Annotated in this window: 15 protein-coding genes; 8 read left to right on the forward strand and 7 right to left on the reverse strand. The window is 63.6% G+C overall.

From position 1 onward, the window contains the following. The first annotated feature begins 108 nt into the window (after positions 1-108). From AC27VQ_RS07675 to serA, 4 genes are all read left to right on the forward strand, one after another. Positions 109-942 (forward strand): outer membrane protein, encoded by an 834-nt coding sequence (locus AC27VQ_RS07675; protein WP_421589881.1) that lies wholly within the window; start codon positions 109-111, stop codon positions 940-942. Between the two features lie 210 nt (positions 943-1,152). Beyond that, positions 1,153-1,989 (forward strand): outer membrane protein, encoded by an 837-nt coding sequence (locus AC27VQ_RS07680; RefSeq protein WP_488715805.1) that lies wholly within the window; start codon positions 1,153-1,155, stop codon positions 1,987-1,989. 178 nt (positions 1,990-2,167) lie between these two features. Continuing rightward, positions 2,168-3,349 (forward strand): phosphoserine transaminase, encoded by a 1,182-nt coding sequence (locus AC27VQ_RS07685; RefSeq protein ID WP_421589883.1) that lies wholly within the window; start codon positions 2,168-2,170, stop codon positions 3,347-3,349. Positions 3,350-3,427: 78 nt separating this feature from the next. Next, positions 3,428-5,023: a phosphoglycerate dehydrogenase gene (serA, locus tag AC27VQ_RS07690; RefSeq protein WP_421589884.1), complete on the forward strand. Its 1,596-nt coding sequence runs from the start codon at positions 3,428-3,430 to the stop codon at positions 5,021-5,023. 63 nt (positions 5,024-5,086) lie between these two features. Here serA and AC27VQ_RS07695 read toward each other — a convergent pair whose 3' ends face one another. Continuing rightward, on the reverse strand, positions 5,087-5,980 hold the full coding sequence (locus AC27VQ_RS07695) for a DMT family transporter (protein WP_488715806.1): 894 nt from the start codon (positions 5,978-5,980) through the stop codon (positions 5,087-5,089). 224 nt (positions 5,981-6,204) lie between these two features. Here AC27VQ_RS07695 and AC27VQ_RS07700 point away from each other — a divergent pair, with 224 nt between their 5' ends. Further along, positions 6,205-7,500, forward strand: coding sequence for an adenylosuccinate synthase (locus tag AC27VQ_RS07700; protein WP_313522068.1), 1,296 nt, complete (start codon positions 6,205-6,207; stop codon positions 7,498-7,500). Between the two features lie 69 nt (positions 7,501-7,569). Beyond that, entirely contained in the window at positions 7,570-9,840 is a 2,271-nt protein-coding gene (locus tag AC27VQ_RS07705) for a hypothetical protein (protein ID WP_488715807.1), read from the forward strand. Between the two features lie 73 nt (positions 9,841-9,913). Here AC27VQ_RS07705 and rpoH read toward each other — a convergent pair whose 3' ends face one another. Beyond that, positions 9,914-10,819: an RNA polymerase sigma factor RpoH gene (gene rpoH / locus AC27VQ_RS07710; RefSeq protein ID WP_313531524.1), complete on the reverse strand. Its 906-nt coding sequence runs from the start codon at positions 10,817-10,819 to the stop codon at positions 9,914-9,916. A gap of 239 nt (positions 10,820-11,058) precedes the next feature. Continuing rightward, positions 11,059-12,102, reverse strand: a complete 1,044-nt coding sequence (locus AC27VQ_RS07715) for an RluA family pseudouridine synthase (protein ID WP_488715808.1) — start codon at positions 12,100-12,102, stop codon at positions 11,059-11,061. Between the two features lie 35 nt (positions 12,103-12,137). On the opposite strand from AC27VQ_RS07715, the gene AC27VQ_RS07720 reads away from it, so the two are divergent. Both AC27VQ_RS07720 and AC27VQ_RS07725 read left to right on the forward strand, forming a co-directional pair. After that, on the forward strand, positions 12,138-12,533 hold the full coding sequence (locus AC27VQ_RS07720) for a hypothetical protein (RefSeq protein ID WP_313531527.1): 396 nt from the start codon (positions 12,138-12,140) through the stop codon (positions 12,531-12,533). 6 nt (positions 12,534-12,539) lie between these two features. Next, positions 12,540-13,370, forward strand: a complete 831-nt coding sequence (locus AC27VQ_RS07725) for a TrmH family RNA methyltransferase (protein WP_488715809.1) — start codon at positions 12,540-12,542, stop codon at positions 13,368-13,370. 6 nt (positions 13,371-13,376) lie between these two features. On the opposite strand, the gene AC27VQ_RS07730 is transcribed toward AC27VQ_RS07725, so the two are convergent. The 4 genes from AC27VQ_RS07730 to AC27VQ_RS07745 all read right to left on the reverse strand — a co-directional run bounded on the left by AC27VQ_RS07730 (position 13,377) and on the right by AC27VQ_RS07745 (position 15,775). Beyond that, complete coding sequence (locus AC27VQ_RS07730) at positions 13,377-13,562, reverse strand: hypothetical protein (protein ID WP_488715810.1); 186 nt, start codon at positions 13,560-13,562, stop codon at positions 13,377-13,379. A 60-nt stretch (positions 13,563-13,622) separates the two neighbouring features. Beyond that, positions 13,623-13,760: a hypothetical protein gene (locus AC27VQ_RS07735; protein ID WP_488715811.1), complete on the reverse strand. Its 138-nt coding sequence runs from the start codon at positions 13,758-13,760 to the stop codon at positions 13,623-13,625. A 120-nt stretch (positions 13,761-13,880) separates the two neighbouring features. After that, positions 13,881-15,026 (reverse strand): hypothetical protein, encoded by a 1,146-nt coding sequence (locus AC27VQ_RS07740; RefSeq protein ID WP_488715812.1) that lies wholly within the window; start codon positions 15,024-15,026, stop codon positions 13,881-13,883. A gap of 170 nt (positions 15,027-15,196) precedes the next feature. Next, positions 15,197-15,775 carry a DUF1134 domain-containing protein gene (locus AC27VQ_RS07745; protein ID WP_313531534.1) on the reverse strand — a complete coding sequence of 193 codons (579 nt, stop codon included), beginning with the start codon at positions 15,773-15,775 and terminating at the stop codon, positions 15,197-15,199. Positions 15,776-15,900 lie beyond the last annotated feature (125 nt).

A 15,900-nucleotide genomic window follows, 5' to 3' on the forward strand; every position in this document is an offset into this window, starting at 1 on the left:
GTAGTTAATCGGCCCTTAACCTTTCCTCTCCATTATCCAGTCCTGATCGAGGGACTTGGGGACCGGCGTACCGGCCGCGCCAAGTTGAAAGCCTATTGGAGCAAGGCCATGAGGAAAGTTTTGAGTGGCGTCGTCGCCGTCCTGCTGACGGGCTCGTCGGCCTATGCGGCCGACATCTATCAGCCTGATGTCATTGAAGCACCGGTTCAGGAAGCCGTCGTCGAGACGGGCGGCTGGTATCTGCGCGGCGATATGGGCTGGGCCTATAACAAGAGCCGTGGCGCGAAATATTTCCAGGGCTCGAACGGCAGCGTCCGTGAATTCGACTCCACGCGCCTCAAGAGCGGCTTCACGCTCGGCGGCGGTGTCGGTTATCAGATCAACGACCACTTCCGTACGGACGTGACGCTCGACTATATGTTCAAGTCCGGTTTCCGTGGCTCGACCTCCGGCAGCTGCGGCGTGTCGACGAGCTGCACCTCCACCGACGTGGCGTCCCTGACGGCGCTCAGCCTGCTGGCCAACGCCTATGTCGATATCGGCCATTACGGCGTGTTCACGCCCTATGTCGGTGCCGGTATCGGCGGCACCTATGTCCGCTGGGACAACCTGAAGAACACCTCGTGCGAGGACGGCGACCCGACGAACTGCGACCCGACCTTCGTTCACCGCGGCAAGAAGAACTGGCGCTTTACCTACGCCCTCATGGCCGGTACGGCAATCGACGTGACCTGCAACCTGAAGGCCGATGTGGGCTACCGTTTCCGTCACGTCACCAAGGGTGGCATGTTCGGCTACAACGAGGGCGGCGGTCCGGGCTACGACAAGGGCTTCTACAGCCACGAAGCGCGCGCCGGTCTGCGCTACTCCTTCAACGGTTGCGACCAGCAGGCCTATATCCCGCCGGCGGAAATCCCGATCGAGCAGCCGGTTTACAAATAATCCCTTCGCGGGACAGACAGCCAAGGCCGCCCTTCGGGGCGGCCTTTCGCGTTTCGAGGTTTCGTTTCGATTGCCCTGACTTCGGGCACTTAACCGTTTTTTCATTCCTTAACAGCTATGGTTAATCAACGGTATAAGGCAGCAACGTCCTCGTTTGCGCCCAGGCCGACCGCAACCGCCGGCATGTCCGGGCTTAGGGGGATCGAAGCCATGTTTCGACGTATCGCACCGCTTGGTATCGCCGTTTTCGCCGGCCTTTTGGCAACGGGCGCGTTTGCGAGCGATCTTGATATCATCAATGCGCCGGAGATCGATGTATCCGGCAGCGCCGTCTCCGAAGGCTGGTATCTGCGCGGCGATCTCGGCTATTCCGGCTGGATGAAGGGCGGCAAGCCGGATTACAAGACGTTCTCCTCCGGTGGTGTGACCGCGCAGGAGAGCTTTGACAGCGCGCGCTTCTCCAAGCCCTTCTCCTACGGTGCGGGTGTCGGCTACCAGTTCAACAATTTCCTGCGCACCGACCTGACGACCGACTTCTTCAACGGCACCCTCAGTGGCGGCTCGAATGTCGCCCGGCGTTGCAGCGCGAGCGAGCCGGCGGGAACGAGCTGCAGCTACAGCCATGAGGCCGACTACAGCGCGACCAACATCATGGCCAACGGCTATATCGATCTCGGCACCTATGCCGGCTTTACGCCCTATCTGGGTGCGGGCGCGGGCGTAACCTACGTGCGCTGGGACGACACCACCTTCAACCCCTATTGCGAAAACGGCACGGGCACCTGCTCGGGCACGGACTATCTCAAGGATAAGGCGGAGGGCGAGGACAGCTGGCGCTTCACCTATGCGCTGATGGCCGGTGCCTCGGTGGATCTGACCAACCGCATCAAGCTCGACGTCGGCTACCGCTATTCTGACACGGCGGGCGGCAAGATGTTCAAATATCGCCCGGCGGAACAGAGCCTCGGTGCGAGCGGCACGAAGGGCCATGACGACGGCTTTCAGAAGCACGAAATCCGCGCCGGCATCCGCATCACCACCTGGTAATCTATCGTTATTCGATCTGTTCAACGGCGCGTCGGGCAACCGGCGCGCCGTTTCCATTGCGCCGGATTATTTTTCGTTCGCGACATATTCCTCTTGACGGAAAAGCGGCTCTCCCATATTCACGGCGGCGGGACACCCTTCCCCAACGAAGGGCTATCTATCTGGAAGGATAGCGATCATGACGAAGACCGTTACCGCGCCGGACGTGCGTCCGAACAACACCCATTTTTCTTCTGGCCCGTGCTCGAAGCGCCCCAACTGGTCGCTCGAAGCGCTTTCCGATGCCCCGCTCGGCCGTTCGCACCGCGCCAAGATCGGCAAGACCAAGCTCAAGCAGGCCATCGATCTCACCCGTGAAGTCCTCGAAGTCCCGGCGGATTACCGCATCGGCATCGTGCCTGCTTCGGATACCGGCGCCGTCGAAATGGCGCTGTGGTCGCTGCTCGGCCCGCGCGGCGTCGACATGGTTGCCTGGGAAAGCTTCGGTTCGGGCTGGGTATCGGATGTCGTCAAGGAGCTGAAGCTCCCCGACGTCAGAAAGATCACCGCCGATTACGGCCTTCTCCCCGACCTTTCCACGATTGATTTCGACCGTGACGTGGTCTTCACCTGGAACGGCACGACCTCGGGCGTGCGCGTCGCCAATGCCGATTTCATCCCTGCCGATCGCAAGGGCCTGACGATCTGCGATGCGACCTCGGCTGCGTTTGCCCAGAACCTCGATTTCGCCAAGCTCGATGTCGTCACCTTCTCCTGGCAGAAGGTTCTGGGCGGCGAGGGCGCGCATGGCGTCATCATCCTGTCGCCGCGTGCCGTCGAGCGTCTGGAAAGCTATACGCCTTCCTGGCCGATGCCGAAGATCTTCCGCATGACCAAGGGCGGCAAGATCATCGAGGGTATCTTCCAGGGCGAGACGATCAACACGCCCTCCATGCTCTGCGTCGAGGACTATATCGATGCGCTGCTCTGGGCGCAGCAGGTCGGTGGCCTCAAGGGTCTGATGGCCCGCGCCGATGCCAATGCCAAGGTCATCTTCGATTTCATCGAAAACAACGACTGGATCGCCAACCTTGCCAAGGACCCGGCGACCCGCTCGAACACTTCGGTGTGCCTGACGATTGCCGACAAGCAAGTGCTGGCGCTCGATGCCGACGCCCAGGCTGCTTTCGCCAAGGGCCTCGTGTCCCTTCTCGACAAGCAGGGTGTCGCCTATGACATCGGCGCCTACCGCGATGCCCCCTCGGGTCTGCGCATCTGGGCCGGCGCCACCATCGACACCGCCGATCTGGAAGCGCTGATGCCCTGGTTGACCTGGGCCTTCGAGACCCAGAAGGCGACGCTTTCCAAGGCTGCGGCCTGATTTTTCGCGACCGGCTTCGTCCTTCGGGCGAAGCCACCTTTGATCTCATCTTCCCTGTTTCATTGAAGGAGGCCTCTCATGGCACCTCGCGTACTCGTATCCGACGAACTGTCGGAAACCGCCGTCCAGATTTTCCGCGATCGCGGCGTCGAAGTCGATTTCCAGCCGAAGCTCGGCAAGGACAAGGAAAAGCTCGCCGAGATCATCGGCAATTATGACGGCCTCGCCATCCGCTCCGCCACCAAGGCGACGGAAAAGCTGATCGCGGCTGCGACCAATCTCAAGGTCATCGGCCGCGCCGGCATCGGCGTCGACAATGTCGATATCCCGGCCGCCTCGCGCCGCGGCATCATCGTCATGAACACGCCCTTCGGCAATTCGATCACGACCGCCGAGCATGCCATCGCGCTGATGTTCGCCGTCGCCCGCCAGCTGCCCGCCGCCGACACCTCCACCCAGGCCGGCAAGTGGGAAAAGTCGAAATTCATGGGCGTCGAAATCACCGGCAAGCTGCTCGGCGTCATCGGTGCCGGCAATATCGGCGGCATCGTCTGCAAGAAGGCCATCGGTCTCGGCATGCACGTCATCGCCTACGATCCCTTCCTCTCGGCCGAACGCGCCCAGGAAATGGGCGTCGAAAAGGTGGAACTGGACGACCTGCTCGCCCGCGCCGATTTCATCACGCTGCATGTGCCGATGACCGACAAGACCCGCGGCATCCTGAACAAGGAAGCGCTGGCCAAGACCAAGAAGGGCGTTCGCATCATCAATTGCGCCCGCGGCGGCCTGGTCGATGAGGCGGCGCTTGCCGAAGCCATCAAGTCCGGCCATGTCGCCGGTGCCGGTTTCGACGTGTTCGAAGTCGAGCCTGCGACCGAAAGCCCGCTCTTCGGCCTGGAAAACGTCGTCTGCACGCCGCATCTCGGCGCCTCGACCACGGAAGCGCAGGAGAATGTCGCCCTGCAGGTCGCCGAGCAGATGTCGGACTATCTCGTCAAGGGCGCCGTCTCCAACGCCATCAACATGCCGTCGATCACGGCCGAGGAAGCGCCGATCCTGAAGCCCTTCATCCGCCTTGCGGACGTGCTCGGCGCCTTCGTCGGCCAGGTCACGGAAAGCGCGATCAAGGAAATCGAGATCCTCTACGATGGCGCGACCGCCTCGATGAACACCAAGGCGCTGACCAGTGCCGTTCTCGCCGGCCTCATCCGCTCGCAGGTCGCCGACGTCAACATGGTCTCGGCCCCGGTCATGATCAAGGAAAAGGGCGTCATCCTCTCGGAAGTGAAGCGTGACAAGTCGGGCGTCTTCGACGGCTACATCCGCCTGACCGTCAAGACGGAGAACCAGACGCGCTCGATCGCCGGCACGGTGTTCTCCGACGGCAAGCCGCGCTTCATCCAGATCAAGGGTATCAACCTCGATGCCGACGTCGGCAACCACATGGTCTATATCACCAACACCGACGTTCCCGGCATGATCGGCTTCATCGGCACGACGCTCGGCGAGGCCGGCGTGAATATCGCCAACTTCCAGCTTGGCCGCGACAAGCAGGGTGGCGACGCTATCGCGCTGCTCTATGTCGATGCCGCCGTCTCGGAAGACGTGCTGAACAAGCTGCGCGCCAATCCGGCGATCCGCCAGATCAAGCCGCTGGTCTTCAACGTCGACTGACCTTCGTCCCTCCCAAGACGAGACAGAAAGGCCCGCCGGTTCATCCGGCGGGCCTTTCGCATGTCAGGCCTTCGTTTCCTTCGGGCGGCCCCATTCGGCAATCGCGATGCCGCCAAGCACGAGGAGGAGGGCGGCGAAGTGGAAGCCGTGGATGGTTTCGCCGATCAGCAGCACGGAGAGAAGCGTGCCGAATACCGGAATGGCATTGATGAAGAGCCCGGCCCGGTTGGCGCCGATCATCTCGACGCCGCGCACATAAAGCACCTGCGAGAGCAGCGACGGGAAGATGCCGGCATAGAGCACGACCATCCAGCCGGTCTTATCCGGGAAGATGGCGGCATCGCGCGACAGCTCCCAGAAGAACAGCGGAATGGCGCTGAGAAGCGCGCCGAAGGCGGGGGCGGCGATGAAACTCTGCCAGTGCAGGGCCGGCTTCCAGCGCAGCGAGACCGTATAGGCGGCATAGACGATGCAGGCGAGCAGCATCAGCGCATCGCCGAAATTGAACTCCAGCTCGGCGAGTGCCGAGAATTCGCCATGAGCGGCTGTTACCAGCACGCCGATGAGCGTTACCGTGAAGCCGATGACTTGAGCGATCGAGGCCTGGATGCGAAAAAGCAGGAAGTTGAAGACGAAGATCAGCATGGGAATGCCGGCCTGCTCGATGACGGCATTGATGGCGCTGGTATAGCCGAGCGCGGTGTAGAGCAGCGCGTTGAACGCGGTGAAGCCGAAGACGCCGTAGAGCAGGAGCTGGAGCCAGTGTTTGCGGATGACCGGCCAGTCGCGTTTCACCTGCGGCGTCATCAGCACGAGGATGATGGTGAGTGCCACGACCCAGCGGAAGGTCGTCAGCACCATGGGGCTGACATGGCCGACCGCAATCTTGCCCGCGACCGAGTTGGCACCCCAGAAAAGCGAGGTCACGCACAGGTAGAAATAGGCTCTCGTGTTCAAGGAGACAGGATCCAGATGGAGAAAGAGGAGGGGCAGAGTGCGCCGGCGGGTGGCCCAGATAAGGTGAAAAAGCAGACAATGTCATTTAAAAAGCGGATGTGGGCCGTCATAACAGGGTCGCATTCCCAAAGACAACACAGTATAGATGCGCGGGTTTGTGTCAGGCGCACGCGTATGTGTGCGTAAACGGTAGCGCGTTCGCGCGCGAAAACGGGATAGGTGAAATGGCAAGTGTCGTAGTTGTCGGTTCTCAATGGGGTGACGAAGGCAAGGGCAAGATTGTCGACTGGCTTTCGGAACGGGCCGAAGTGATCGTTCGCTACCAGGGCGGCCACAATGCCGGCCATACGCTTGTCATCAACGGCATCAGCTACAAGCTCGCTCTGCTGCCATCCGGCCTCGTGCGCGGCAAGCTCAGCGTCATCGGCAATGGCGTTGTCGTCGATCCGCACCATTTCGTCGCGGAAGTCGAGAAGCTGCGCGCGCAGGGCGTCGCCGTCACGCCGGAAGTGCTGCGCATCGCGGACAATGCGCCGCTCATTCTCTCCCTGCACCGCGACCTTGATGCGCTTCGTGAAGACGCGGCGTCGGCCAGCGGCACCAAGATCGGCACCACCCGCCGCGGCATCGGCCCGGCCTATGAGGACAAGGTCGGCCGACGCGCGATCCGCGTGATCGACCTCACCGAGCCCGAAACGCTGCGCCCGAAGATCGAGCGCCTGCTGACGCACCACAATGCGCTGCGCCGCGGCATGGGCCTCGCCGAAATCTCCGTCGAGTCGATCGAGGAGGAACTGACGTCGGTCGCCGGCCACATCCTGCCCTATATCGACCGGGTCTGGGATCTCCTCGACAAGCAGCGCCGGTCCGGCGCGCGCATCCTGTTCGAAGGTGCACAGGGCGCGCTGCTCGACAACGACCACGGCACCTATCCCTTCGTGACGTCGTCCAACACCGTCGCCGGCCAGGCCGCCGCCGGTTCGGGCCTCGGCCCGACGGCGATCAATTATGTGCTCGGCATCACCAAGGCCTACACGACGCGCGTCGGCGAAGGCCCGTTCCCCTGCGAGTTGAACGACGAGATCGGCAAACATCTGGCGACCGTCGGCCGCGAGGTCGGCGTCAACACCGGCCGTCCGCGCCGCTGCGGCTGGTTCGATGCCGTTCTGGTGCGCCAGACGGTCAAGACCAACGGCATCACCGGTATCGCGCTCACCAAGCTCGACGTTCTCGACGGCCTCGACGAACTGAAGATCTGCGTCGGCTACAAGCTTGATGGCAAGGAGATCGACTACCTGCCGGCCAGCCAGGGCCAGCAGGCGCGTGTCGAGCCTGTTTACATCACGCTCGAAGGCTGGAAAGAATCGACGGTCGGCGCGCGCAGCTGGGCGGACCTGCCGGCCCAGGCGATCAAATATGTCCGTCAGGTCGAAGAGCTGATCGGCGCCCCGGTCGCCCTTCTGTCGACCAGCCCGGAGCGGGACGACACCATACTTGTGACGGACCCGTTTGAGGACTAATCTCAAGCCTAACACCAGTTCCGTGCCGTATTCCAATAGGATAGCGCGCGGACACCACGGAAAGTTCTGATGGCGGATTTTGTAGCAGTCATTCGAAGGGCCGTTGATGGCCTCTCGGACAACAATGCCGAGATGCGGCAGAAGGTTTACGAGAAGGCCCGCGGCGCCGTCCGTCGGCAACTCGAATCCATGAACCCGCGCCCTTCCGATGAGCTCGTGAAGCGCCAGCTCGACAAGCTCGAGGCGGCGATCGGCGATGTCGAAGGCGAGCACGCCGAGGCGCTGCCCGCCGACGATCCTGCGCCGGAAATCGTCCAGGAGCCTGTTGTCGAGGCTGCAGAGCCGGAACCCGTGGAAACGGTGGCGGCAGAACCCGCCGCCGTCGAGGAGCCGGAAGATCAGCCCGTCGAGGCCGAGCCTGCCACCGAGGTCGTGGAAGAGCCGGCCGCGCAGACGGCTGACGACGCCGAGCAGCCCGCAGAAGAAAACAGGGTTGAAGAGCCGCCGGTTGAAGAACCGGTGGCTGAAGCCGTTGTCGTACAGGAACAGGTTCCCGAGCCCGAGCCCGAGCCCGAGCCTGAACAGGAACCGGTCGCGGAGACCGTGGCGGAAGAGCCTGTCGTCGCAGAGCCCGAGCAGCAGCCGGCCGTCGCAGAGGCGCGCGTCGAGCCGTCCTGGCAGGTCGAGGCCGAGCCGGCGGACGACTACGTTCCCTCCTGGCAGGAGGCGGAACGGCAGGACGAGGCGCAGTCCGTCGAGACTGCCGCCGTCGTCGAGCCGGTCGCAGAAACCTATCACGTCCACGACGAGCAGGTGCCGGACGCCGCACCCGTCGCGGATGCCCGCATGCCCGCCGCCGAAGCGCAGTGGGACTGGAGCGATATCGCCCCGGTCACGACGCCTGCGGACAAGCGTGAACCGGCTGCTGCCGCCGGTACCGATCCGATGGCTTGGGAATGGCCGGAAGAGAAGGCGGCACAAGCCGAAGAGCCCAAGCAGGCGCAGCCCGCGCAGAAGAGCGAATGGGGCGATCTCGACGATCTCATCGGCTTCACTCCGGCGGCCGGGGCTGCCGCCGCCACGGCGTCCTCCTCGATGGAGCAGGCTGGTCTTACCGATGCGGCGACCAAAACCCCTGCCGTCGAAGCACGCACGCCACAGCGCTCCTTCCGGGCCGAGCCGCGCAAGTCGCGCATCAATTTCGGCGCCATTGCCGCGCTGATCGGCGTCATCGCGGTCGCTGGCGGCGCGGGTGCCGGCTATTGGTTCAACCGCGATGCGGTGAACGGCTGGGTCAACGAGCGCGTCACGTCCCTGACGGCGTCTTCGCCCACCACAAAGGAAACGTCCACGGCCGAGACCGCCGAGGGCGGCCGCAACCTGCCGGCCTCCACGACGACCAACGACACGACCCCGACGGATACGCAGACCGACGCCGCGGCAACGAAGCCGGCGACCGAAGTCGCCTCGGCCGACCAGAGCAGCGGCAAGTTCACCCAGCGTCTCCTGACGGATGGTACTGAGGTCGACGAAGGTCCGGCAGCGGCGCCCGAAGGGGTTTCGACCGAAGAGGGCAAGTCCGTCGCGGCCCAGACGCCGGAAACGGCGGAGGCGACCACCGAAACCGGCACCGGCGCGACCGCCACCGGCACGACGGATGGTGCGACCCCGGCCACCGGCACGGATGGCACGACGCAGACCCCCGTGACGCCCACCGATACCGGCACGGAGGCGACCACCGACACGCAGACGCCTGCCGCCACCGGCGAACAGCCGGCTGCAATCGGCGTTGCGCAGAAGATGTTCCTCTATGAGGAGCGTCTCGGCCAGACCGCGCCGACGGCGATCGAAGGCACGGTCGCATGGTCGAGCGCCGAGGAATCGCCCGGTGGCGATGCCAAGCCGGAGCCGGTCGTGCGCGCCCAGGTCAACGTGCCCTCCAAGGGCCTGACCGCGCTCATCACCTTCCGTCGCAACGCCGACAAGTCCCTGCCGGCGAGCCACATCGTCGAGCTGGTCTTCTCGCTGCCGGAAAACTTCGAAGGTGGCGGCATCGAAAGCGTGCAGCGCGTAGCCATGAAGCGGACCGAACAGGACCGTGGCGATGCGCTGATCGCGGTGCCGGCGAAGATCACCGACGACTTCCATATGATCGCCCTCAACGACTTCCCCGAGGCGATCGCCAAGAACACCGAACTGCTGCGCACCCGCAGCTGGATCGACATTCCGATCACCTACCGCAACGGCCGCCGCGCGCTAATCACCCTCGACAAGGGCACCGCCGGCACCGAAGCCTTCGACAAGGTGATGAAGGCCTGGTCGACGGCCGGCACGCAGTAAGGGATAGAACGAAACGCGAAAAAGGCCCGGCAGCGATGCCGGGCCTTTTTCGATTTCAGTCCGTTACAGAGGCTTATGCGTCTTCGATGACGCGGACGGCGCGGGCCTGCTCGGCCGCGAATTTCTGCACGGCCTCCTGGACCTTCTCGAAGGCGCGGACTTCGATCTGGCGGACGCGCTCGCGGCTGATGTCGAACTCGGAGGAGAGTTCTTCCAGCGTGACCGGGTCTTCGGCGAGGCGGCGGGCCTCGAAGATGCGGCGTTCGCGGTCGTTCAGCACACCCATGGCGCGGGCCAGCATGGCGCGGCGCGTGTCGAGCTCGTCCTGCTCGATCAGCATCTGCTCCTGGCTGTCATGGTCGTCGACGAGCCAATCCTGCCACTGGCCGGATTCGCCTTCGCCGGCCTTGATCGGCGCGTTCAGCGAGGCGTCGCCGGAGAGGCGGCGGTTCATCGAGACGACTTCATCCTCGGAAACCTTGAGCTTGGTCGCGATTTCCTTGACCTGGTCGGGCTTGAGGTCGCCGTCGTCGATCGCCTGGATCTTGCTTTTCATGCGGCGCAGGTTGAAGAACAGGCGCTTCTGGTTGGCGGTCGTGCCCATCTTCACCAGCGACCACGAGCGCAGGATATATTCCTGGATCGAAGCCTTGATCCACCACATGGCATAGGTCGCGAGGCGGAAGCCGCGTTCCGGGTCGAACTTCTTGACGGCCTGCATCAGGCCGACATTGCCCTCGGAAACGACTTCGCCGATCGGCAGGCCGTAGCCGCGATAGCCCATGGCAATCTTCGCCACGAGGCGCAGATGGCTGGTGACGAGTTCGTGGGCGGCGGTACGGTCGCCGTGTTCCTGGTAACGCTTGGCGAGCATGTATTCCTGCTGCGGCTCAAGCATTGGAAATTTGCGGATTTCATCGAGATAGCGGTTGAGACCACCTTCTCCGGCCGTAATCGACGGCAGCGTATTGCGGGCCATTCAGCACCCCTTTCTGAGTAGGCTTCCAGTTCGGCAAGCCTTGGTACGGAGCTTGATCCTGAAAACCGGATCCCCGTCAGCAACCACGCTCCCCGTGGGGCATGGCAGCCCCACTGATCCTACAGATAGGTGTGGCGAAACAATGTTTCAAGGCGCCGCAAGCTTCACGGGTGCGTGAAGGCGGGAGGGCGAAACGGATTTTGCGACACTCTGCTAAAGTGGGGACGGATGCCGGCAAATCAAGGGTCGGCGGGCTCATCGATGGACCGGAAGGCTTCGATCAGCTTTTCCATATCCTTGGCCGGCGGGCTTTCGAAACGCATGGTCTCGCCGGTCGAGGGATGCTCGAACTGCAAGAGGAAGGCGTGCAGCGCCTGCCGGCGGAACTTGTCGACGACCCTTTTCGGCCCTTCGGGCAGGCGGTTGGCCTTGGTCTTGAAGGCGGCACCGTATTCAGAGTCGCCCACCAGGGGGTGGCCGATATGGGCCATGTGCACGCGGATCTGGTGCGTGCGGCCGGTTTCGAGGTGGCATTCGACCAGCGAGGCGAGGCTGGTTCCGTCCTCGGTCTCGCCGTAGCGCTCGATCACCTCGTAATGGGTAATGGCCTCGCGGGCGTCGTCAGCGTCCTCGCTCTTGACGGCGCGCTTTGTGCGGTCGTTGCCGCGGCCGAGCGGTGCGTCGATCGTGCCCTTGATCTGGCGCGGGCGGCCCCAGACGATGGCCTGGTAGGCGCGCTCCAGCGGGCCGGTGCGGCCGTGATCGGCGAACTGGTCGGAGAGGTGGCGGTGGGCGAGGTCGTTCTTGGCGACGACCATGACGCCGCTCGTCTCCTTGTCGAGCCGATGCACGATGCCGGGGCGGCGCACGCCGCCGATACCCGACAGGCTTTCGCCGCAATGGTAGATCAGCGCATTGACGAGCGTGCCCGTCCAGTTGCCGACGGCGGGATGCACGACGAGGCCGGCGGGCTTCACCAGCACGATGACATCGTCATCCTCGTAGAGCACGTCGAGCGGGATATCCTCGCCCTTCGGCTCGGGATCGCGCGGGGCGGGCATGGTGAATTCGATGACGTCGCCGGGGCGCACCTTGCGCTTCGGTTCGTCGATGACCGTGCCGTTGACGATGGCAGCCCCTTCTTCGATCAGCGCCTTGATGCGGCTGCGCGAGAAATCGCCGGCAAGCGTGGCGGCAAGCCAGGCATCGATCCGCCCTTCGGCGTCTTCAGGCACCGTCAGGACTTTCATTGTGGCGTCGGCTTCTTTAAAGGGGTCGTTCATCGTTCAATCTACTCATTGCCGGAAGGGCGTTGGCCATGTCCAATATCGAAAACGACGATCAGGAAGACAAGCCGCTCGATCCCGTGATGGAAAATGTGCGCCGCAAGATGATGCGTCTACAGCTCGTCTCGGGCGGCATCATGTTCCTGATGTTCCTGGCGGTGCTCGCGGCCATTGTCTATAAGATCAACACGCGGGAAAGCAAGCCGGACGCCGCCCTTTCCGCCGCTTCGGGCGGGCTTGCCGTGCCGAGCGATGCACCGGTCAAGGCCACAGCGACGCTGCCGGACGGTTTTGCGCTGTCCGCGGTGTCGAATTCGGGCGGGCAGATCCTGTTCTACGGCGTGATGCCCGATGGCGCGCGCAAGGCGTTCGTCTTCGACATCGCCGCCGGCCGCACCGTCGCGGAAATCGACATCAAGGGCAACTGACCGGGAATGGCAGCCGAACCGGTCCGCATCGACGATCCCGCCGATCCGCGCATCGCGGGCTTCGTCTCGATCCGCGAGCGGGACCTGACGGGTCGCGACGGCCGCTTCATCGCTGAGGGCACGGTGGTGCTGCGCATGCTGGGCAGCGCGCCGGCAAGGGCCAACGGTTTTGCCTGCGACGCGATCCTGCTCCTGGAAAACCGTTTTGCCGGCCTTGCCGATGTTCTCGCCGCCTTTGGCGACGCGGTGCCGCTCTATGTGGCCTCGGCGTCGGTTTTCGATGCCGTTGCCGGCTTCAACATGCATCGCGGCGTGCTGGCGCTTGGCCGCAAACCCGCAGCGGAAGCCGGGGTGTCGCTTCTCGGCAAGCTGCCGGAAACGAGCCTGGTGCTCGCCGGCTGCGGCCTGTCCAACCATGACAATGTGGGCTCGATCTTCCGCAATGCTGCCGCCTTCGGGGCGGATGCCATCTTCCTCGACGAAACCTCCTGCGATCCGCTCTATCGCAAGGCGATCCGGGTTTCCGTCGGCTCGGTGCTGAGCGTGCCGTTTTCGCGCGGCCTCGGCGCCCAGGCGATGCTGGAGGGGCTGGCGGCCGAGGGTTTCGAGATCTGGGGGCTTTCGCCGCGCGGTGCAGTTTCGGTCGCGGCCATTCCGGCGGCGCGGCGTATCGCTTTGGTGCTCGGCACGGAAGGCGAGGGGTTGCCGCAGAGCATCCTTTCCCGGTTCCGCACGGCGCGCATCCCACAGCGTCCCGGTCTCGACAGTCTCAATGTCGCGACGGCCAGCGGGATTGCGCTCTATCAGATCGCGCTGGCGATGGGCCGGGTCGACTGACGCCGCTCAGCAGCGCACACCATCCCACAATTCGTTCGGCGAGCCGGACTGGTCCCGCCATTTTCCGGTAAAGCCGCTGTAATCGGGCTTGAAGGTGAGGGTGAGTTTGCCGCTGCCGTATTTGTCCTGCCAGTCCAGCGTATGGTCGAGACCGGTGACGGGGGCGGGCTCGTTGAGCGTGCCCGAGGTCATTGTGCCGACATCGGCGAACTCGTAGGTGCCGGTCAGCCTTCCGTCGCTTTCCGTCTTGAATTAGGTGTTGGTCTGGACCAGGGCGCCGTTGCTCCAGAGCCGACCGCAATATTGGCCGGCGGCGGTGACCTCCTGTTTCGGAGAAGGCGCGTTTGCGCCGGTCAGGCTGAGCACGAGGGCAAGGATGAGGGTCTTCATATCGTGCTCCCCTAGAGCATTTCCAGCCGAAGCGAGTTCGCTTCGGCGTCGGACAATGCGTTAAAAACAAAATCCTAGAGCATTTCCGGTGTACCAGAGTTCACCGGAAATGCTCTAGGTTTAGGCCTCGTCTCGGCCGATCTGCTCACGCACCCGCTGGGCAAGGCTGCGGTCGTCGCCATCAAGGCTGGGATCGAGCGCCGCGATGAGATCATGCACCGGCGAGCTTGCGCCTTCGCGCGCGGCGGTCAGCACGATCATCTTGCTGGCGAGATCGGCCATCTCTTCGCGCAGGGCCGTATCGTTGTCGCCCACCTTGGCGGCCAGCAGCCGCTCGGAAAGGGCCGTGCCCTGGCTGCGCACGTCTTCTTCCAGCGCGACGATGTCGATGGGCGGCACCGCCTTCTCTGTGCGGCGCGGGGCAATCCTGCCCGGTGTCAGGGCACGGGTAATGCCGGCGGTGCGGGCCGCTTTGGCGACCTCCTTGTTTTCGGCGGTCAACGTCTTCACCTTGTCGCGCAGGCGGGTGATTTCCGCGATGCGTCGTTCGATTGCATTATCCTTGTCGGCGGCGCCGGCGAGTTCGCGCGTCAGCCGTGTCTCGAGCTGGCGCACGCGGCCTTCCTCGCGGCCGAGGCGCAGCTCCAGCGATTTCGCCTTTTCGCTGGCCGTCTTCAGGTCCTCGCGCGCCTTGTCGCGCTCGTCCTTCAGGTTGCCGATGCGGCTCTTCAGGTTCTCCATCGTGGTCTCCTGCGTCGCAATGTCGATCTTCATCGCGTCGATATCGGACTGCAGATGGGTGATGGTGGTGTTGAGCTTGTCGATCGCGGTCAGGCGGCTGCGCACCTCGCGGTCGGCGCCGGCCAGTGCGGCCTTCAGCTGCTCGCCCTTCATCTCTTCGCGACGAAAGGCCGAGCGCATGTCGCCGGCCTCAATGTTCATGTCGGCGATCTGTGCATGCAGTTCGGCATTTTCCGTGCCGATGGCGGTGGCCTGGGCGAGCAGCTTTTCGTTGCGCACCATTTCCAACGTGTGCCTTTCGCGCTCGCGGCGCACGCTCTGGGAAAGCCGCGCGTTTTCGGCGGCAAAGGCGGCGCGGGCCATGTCCTTCTGCGCGCGCACTTCCTGAGGGCTGAGCGGCATGGTGGCCTTCATGCGGGCTTCGGTGAACTTGACGATGCGTTTCTGGATTGCCGGCGCGATGAGCAGTCCGGTCAGCGTGGCGGCGAGAAAGCCAAGCGCGAAGAGGAGGGCATACTCGATCACGGATCAACTCGCTTCAAAACGGGTCCCAATCCAACGCGGCGGGTCCAAACGGGATGTCGGGCAGGGGCACTATAGCGGCTTGCCCGGATTTGCGGGAGGGGTCGTTCCCGCGAAATCAACTCTCGGTTAACCAGACGGCCGAGCCGCTCGGTTCATTCGGAAGGAGGATATCAGAAGGGGTTCCAGGTCGGCTGGCGGGTCAGCTTGAGATAGCCTGCATTGATGCCGATGCGGGCGCCGACGCCGGTGCGGATCGGCACGAGCACGATATCGCGGTTGACGTTCACCTGCATGCCGAGGCCCGCGATGACATAGGCGGAGCCCGAGACGCCGCCGAAGCGGTCGTAGAGCGCGTTCACGTCGGGCAGATTGTAAACCAGCATCATCGTGCGGCTGCCCTGGCCGCCCCAGTCGAGGCCGAGCGACGGGCCCTGCCAGAACACCGAGTGCTGGCCGGCATTCTTGGTGTTGAGCGTGCCTTCGCCATAGGTGAGGCCCGCAACGAAGGCGCCGGAGCCTTCCTGGCCGAGAATATAGCCGTTCGGCAGGCCGTAGGATTCGAACGCGCGCTCGACGAGCTTGGCAAGCCCACCGGAGGTCTCGCCGAAGAAGCCGTGGCCGGCATCGACGATTTCCTGCATCGAATACTGGCTGGATTGCTGTGCCTGTGCAGGCAAAGCAACGAGCAACGCCACAAAAGCCGCGATTGCGAGCCTGAATGCCGTCGTGACCAGATTTGTAACAGCCATGTCCCGTTTGCCTTCCTTGATGTCTCGGCCCCGTTCCATGCTGCAATTTGATCTTATGGTCTTAACAATCGGTTTACCAAATGTGGTGTCATTATGGCTGGATTCAAATCGAGCACGCCTCGCGC

This window comes from Shinella sp. 20P9.1.1 (genome assembly GCF_057798995.1).